The sequence below is a fragment of the Streptomyces sp. NPDC048462 genome (assembly GCF_043200175.1).
GTDB lineage: Bacteria > Actinomycetota > Actinomycetes > Streptomycetales > Streptomycetaceae > Streptomyces.
Window position 1 is genome coordinate 123057 of the sequence record NZ_JBICXG010000021.1, and the last position, 5338, is coordinate 128394.

5 protein-coding genes are annotated in these 5338 nt (G+C 72.2%); 1 reads left to right on the forward strand and 4 read right to left on the reverse strand.

Translation table 11 applies throughout. The features are described 5' to 3' along the window. Positions 1-96 precede the first annotated feature (96 nt). The 4 genes from ACGFU6_RS29095 to ACGFU6_RS29110 all read right to left on the reverse strand — a co-directional run bounded on the left by ACGFU6_RS29095 (position 97) and on the right by ACGFU6_RS29110 (position 3591). Positions 97-471, reverse strand: a complete 375-nt coding sequence (locus ACGFU6_RS29095; protein WP_003959706.1) for an RNA polymerase-binding protein RbpA — start codon at positions 469-471, stop codon at positions 97-99. A 275-nt stretch (positions 472-746) separates the two neighbouring features. Beyond that, a complete protein-coding gene (locus ACGFU6_RS29100; protein ID WP_393615177.1) occupies positions 747-2120 on the reverse strand; it encodes an MFS transporter in 1374 nt (457 codons plus the stop codon). A gap of 47 nt (positions 2121-2167) precedes the next feature. Beyond that, positions 2168-2932: a glycerophosphodiester phosphodiesterase gene (locus ACGFU6_RS29105; protein WP_393615179.1), complete on the reverse strand. Its 765-nt coding sequence runs from the start codon at positions 2930-2932 to the stop codon at positions 2168-2170. Beyond that, positions 2929-3591, reverse strand: a complete 663-nt coding sequence (locus ACGFU6_RS29110) for a YitT family protein (protein ID WP_393615181.1) — start codon at positions 3589-3591, stop codon at positions 2929-2931. Before ACGFU6_RS29110 ends, ACGFU6_RS29105 begins: the two co-directional genes overlap by 4 nt. Before the next feature lie 102 nt (positions 3592-3693). On the opposite strand from ACGFU6_RS29110, the gene ACGFU6_RS29115 reads away from it, so the two are divergent. Next, the gene (locus tag ACGFU6_RS29115) at positions 3694-5193 is read left to right on the forward strand and encodes a PLP-dependent aminotransferase family protein (RefSeq protein WP_393615183.1); all 1500 of its coding nucleotides are present in this window, start codon (positions 3694-3696) and stop codon (positions 5191-5193) included. Positions 5194-5338 lie beyond the last annotated feature (145 nt).

The following is a 5338-nucleotide window of genomic DNA, read 5'->3' on the forward strand; positions in this document are numbered from 1 at the left end:
CCGAACCCCCCCCCCCCCCCCCCCCCCCCCCCCCCCCCCCCCCCCACCCCCCCCCCCCCCCCCCCCGCGGCTCTGTCTCAGTGCTGTGCTACGCGGTCAAGCAGACTTCCTGCTGTCCCGCGGATGCACGGCGATATTCATGGCTCCGGAGCGCAGAACCGCCAGCCTCTCGGCCAGCACCTCCTCCAGCTCCTCGCGTGTGCGCCGCTCCATGAGCATGTCCCAGTGCGTGCGCGCAGGCTTGCCCTTCTTCTCCTCGGGGCCATCCCCGTCCACCAGGAGTGCCTGGGCGCCACACGCCTTGCACTCCCACTCCGGCGGAATTTCTGCCTCTACCGAGAACGGCATCTCAAATCGATGTCCGTTCTGGCATGCGTACTCCACCGCCTGGCGCGGGGCCAGATCGATGCCGCGGTCCGTCTCGTAGCTGGTAACCACAAGTCGCGTGCCGCGGAGAGCTCGCTCACTCATGAATTGTGCCTCCCGGGCTTGTCGCCCACAGGACAGGTGTCGCTGTCGTCGTCATCCGGCTCAACGTCCGGTCGGCGGCAAAGATTCCCGTTGCCGGTCATGCGTCGCCTGTCGTGGCGCTGAGTTTTCAGGTTTGCCAGGGTTCAAGTACCCGCCAATGCCCGGTTTGTCACATCTGGCAGAAGTTGTCACCCAACGGTTTGGATTCTTCCACTGGCAGTAACGGTCCTCCGGGCAGGCCAAAGGCGTACACTACCGGCCTTTTACTTCAACGTCTAAATCCGTTCGGGAACGGGGTTCCCCGCCGCCGCCACGGCCTGCCGGACCGGCACCCTCGCGAGCAGCACGGAACCGGCCACGAAGAAGATCACCAACGAGATGATCGCGTCCCGGTAACTGCCGGTCAGCTGGTACGCGAGCCCGAAGACCAGCGGCCCCAGCCAGCTCAGCCCTCGGTCGCTCATCTCGTACGCCGAGAAGTACTCGGCCTCCTTGCCGCGCGGCACGAGATGCGAGTAGAGCGAGCGCGACAGGGCCTGGCTGCCGCCCAGGACCAGGCCGATCGCCGCGGCCAGCGCGTAGAAGAACACCGGCGCGTCGGCCGGCAGGGAGTATCCGGCGACCAGGATCAGCGTCCAGACGACCAGGGACGCGAGGATCGTGCGCTTCGCCCCGTACACCCGGGCCAGCCGGCCCATGCCCAGGGCTCCGGCCACCGCCAGGATCTGGACCAGCAGGACCGCGGTGATGAGCGTGGTCTGGTCGAGGCCCAGCTCCTCGGAGCCGTACACCGAGGCCTGGGAGATCACCGTCTGCACGCCGTCGTTGTAGACGAGGTAGGCCAGCAGGAAGGACAGGGTGAGCGGATGGCGGCGCATGTCGCGCAGGGTCGCCATCAACTGCCGCCATCCGGACCCGACCGCCCCGCCGCCGCTGGGTGCCACCCGCCGGTCGCGCAGCCGGCGCAGCGGTACGACGGTGAAGGCGCCCCACCAGACACCGGCCGATGCCAGACAGATCCGGACGGCGTCCGACTCGGAGAGGCCGAAGGAGTCATGGCCGGTGTAGAGGATCAGGTTGAGGACCAGGACCAGCGCCCCCGAGGTGTAGCCGAAGGCCCAGCCGCGCGAGGAGACCGCGTCGCGTTCGTCGGGCTCCGAGATCTGCGGCAGATAGGCGTTGTAGAGGACCATCGACACGGATATCGCGGCATTCGCCACGATGAGCAGGAACGCGCCGAGCAGATAACGGGTGCCGTCCAGGAAGAACATCGCGGCGGTGGCGGTGGCGCCCACGTACGCGGCGGCTGCCAGCAGCGGCTTCTTGCGGCCCGAGCGGTCGGCGGCGGCGCCCACGATCGGCATCAGGATCACCGCGACGACGATCGAGGCGGAGATCGTGTACGCGAACAGCGACCCGGCGCGGATCGGGATGCCGAGCGGACGGACGTAGCCGTCGGCATCGGCGGCGGCCTTGGCGACCGAGGTCAGGTACGGCCCCAGGAAGACGGTGACGACGCTCGTCGAGTAGACGGAACAGGCGAAGTCGTAGAAGTACCAGCCGCGCTGCTCCCGCCGGCGTTCGGCGGGGCCGGTCGCCCCGGCCGTGCCCTGGGCCGGTTCGGCGCTGTCCGCGGTCTCGGCGCTCATTGCGCCCCCCTGTCTCTCCCCGTGGAGACGCCACCGGGCCCGGAGTCTCAGGCCCAGGCCCCCCGCTCGCTCAGCACCGTACGCAGCGTCTCGATGTGATCGGTCATGATGCCATCCACGCCGAGGTCCAGGAGCGCTGCCATCCGCTCCGGTTCGTTGACCGTCCAGACGTGCACCTGGAGCCCGCGCGCGTGCGCCTCCCGCACGAAGCGCCGGTCCACGACGCGGACACCGCCCTGGCTCTCCGGCACCTGCGCGCACACCGCACCCGGGCGCAGCGCCGCCGGCAGGCCGTAGGAGCGCAGCCGCAGGCCCAGCACACCGCGCACTCCGTAGGAGGTGGCCAGCCGGGGCCCCGCCAGCCGGTGCGCCCTGGCGACCCTGGCCTCGGAGAACGAGCCGACGCACACCCGGTCCCAGGCGTCCGCCCGGCGGATCAGGTCCACCAGCGGCTCAAGGGCGGGCGCGGCCTTGATGTCCACGTTCCAGCGCGCCTGCGGGAACGCCTCCAGCAACTCCTCGAACAGGGGCAGCGGCTCCCGGCCCGCCACCCGGGCCCGCCGTATCTCGCTCCACGGCAGCTCCGATATCCGGCCCCTGGCATCCGTCACCCGGTCCAGCGTGGTGTCGTGGAAGGCCACCAGGCGGCCGTCCGCCGAGGCGTGCACATCGGTCTCGAAGTAGCGGTACCCGGCGCCGGCGGCCCGGCGGAACGCCGCCGCGGTGTTCTCGATCCCGTCCGCCGAGCCGCCCCGGTGGGCGAACGCGAGCGGGGCGGGGTGGTCCAGATAGGGATGGCGTACGGAAGTCACTGCGGCAGTATCGCCTGCCCGGACGACGGGGCGGTGGCCGTGGGGCCGCCGTTGTCCGAGATCGCGAAGAAGCGCAGGAAGAACTGGGCGAGCGGGCCGATCGCCAGCGCGTAGAGGACCGTGCCGATGCCGAGGGAACCGCCGAGCAGGAAGCCGGTCACCACGACCGCCACCTCGATCGACGTGCGGACGAGCCGGATGGAGCGGCCGGTGCGCCGGTGCAGCCCGGTCATGAGTCCGTCGCGCGGCCCGGGACCGAACCGGGCCGCGATGTACAGCCCCGTCGCGACCCCGTTCAGGACGATGCCCGCCACCATCACCCCGGCCCGCGCGGCGAGCCCGTGCACATCGGGGACGAGGGCCAGCGTGCCGTCCATCGCGATCCCGACCGCGAAGACGTTGGAGACGGTGCCAAGCCCCGGCCGCTGCCGGAGCGGAATCCACAGCAGCAGCACGATCGCGCCGATGATGATCGAGACGACGCCGATGGTGATCCCGGTCCGCTCGGCGAGCCCCTGGTGCAGCACCCCCCACGGCTCCAGCCCGAGTCCGGCGACGACCAGCAGCGCCGAACTCGCCCCGTACAGCGCGAGACCCGCGTACAGCTGGATCAGCCGGCGGGTGAGGTGCGTTCGCTGCCGGGCGGCGGTGGTGGACAAGTGGTGCCCCCTGGTGTGGTGGTAGTGGACTGCTGCGTGTCACTCTGTGGCAGGGGATTGGCTGCCAACCATGGCCAATCCGAGGAAGGTGGACTGATTCTCATGGCCCAGTGGACTTCGGCGGTCGGTGCGGCTCAGCTGGCCCGGCAGCTCCACGCGCAGCAGCCCAGGCCGACCGGCCCCGGCAACCGCAGGCCACCGGCCTACCGCGCGCTCGCCGACGGCATCCGGCTGCTCGTCCTGGAGGGCCGGGTCCCGGTCGCCGCCAGGCTCCCCGCCGAACGCGAACTGGCGCTCGCCCTGGCCGTCAGCCGTACGACGGTCGCCGCCGCCTACGAGGCGCTGCGGGCCGAAGGGTTCCTGGAGTCCCGGCGGGGCGCCGGCAGCTGGACAGCGGTGCCGGCCGGCAACCCGCTGCCCGCCCGGGGCCTGGAGCCGCTGCCCCCGGAGGCGCTGGGATCGATGATCGACCTGGGCTGCGCCTCGCTGCCCGCCCCCGAACCGTGGCTCACCCGGGCGGTCCAGGGCGCTCTGGAGGAACTCGCCCCGTACGCCCACACGCACGGCGACTACCCGGCGGGACTGCCCGCGCTGCGGCAGACGATCGCCGACCGGTACACCGCCGACGGCATCCCGACGATGCCCGAGCAGATCATGGTCACCACCGGCGCGATGGGCGCGATCGACGCCATCTGCCACCTCTTCGCGGGACGCGGCGAACGGATCGCGGTGGAGTCCCCGAGCTACGCCAACATCCTCCAGCTGATGCGGGAGGCGGGCGCCCGGCTGGTGCCGGTGGCCATGGAGGAGGGGCTCGGCGGCTGGGACCTGAACCGGTGGCGCCAGGTGCTGCGGGACGCCGCCCCACGGCTCGCGTACGTCGTCGCGGACTTCCACAACCCCACTGGGGCCCTGGCCGACGAGGACCGGCGACGCGCGCTGGTGGACGCCGCCCGCTCGGCCGGTACGGTCCTGGTCGTCGACGAGACGATGCACGAACTGCACCTGGACGAGGACGTGCGGATGCCCCGCCGGGTCTGCGCCTTCGACCCGGCGGGCAGCACGGTGCTCACCGTGGGCTCGGCCAGCAAGGCGTTCTGGGCGGGCATGCGGATCGGCTGGGTGCGCGCCGCGCCGGACGTCATCCGCAGCCTGGTCGCGGCCCGCGCCTACGCCGACATGGGCACCCCGGTCCTGGAACAGCTGGCCGTCAACTGGCTGATGCGCGCCGGCGGCTGGGGGGCGGCCGTGCAGATCCGCCGGGAACAGGCACGGGGCAACCGGGACGCGCTGGTCGCGGCCGTGCGGCGGGAGCTGCCCGACTGGGAGTTCGTCGTACCGCGCGGTGGTCTGACGCTCTGGGTGCGCACCGGCGGCCTCTCCGGATCGCGGCTCGCGGTGGCCGGGGAGCAGGTCGGGGTGCGGGTGCCGTCCGGGCCCAGGTTCGGGGTCGACGGCGCCTTCGAGGGGTACGTCCGGCTGCCGTTCACGGTCGGCGGGCCGGTCGCGGACGAGGCGGCCCTGCGGCTCGCGGCCGCCGCCGAGCTGGTCGGTTCGGGGGCGGGAGCGGGCGCGGAGGCGCCCCGGACGTTCGTGGCCTGAGCCGTCGACCGGGCCGCCGGCGCGGATGTACGGGAGAGGGCCCGCGGATCACGTGATCCGCAGGCCCGCTACCCGTAAACCCCCCGGGGCGGCAGTGGCGGTCCGGCCCCCCCTACAGGGCGGGCGGTACCGGCCGGCGGACCCC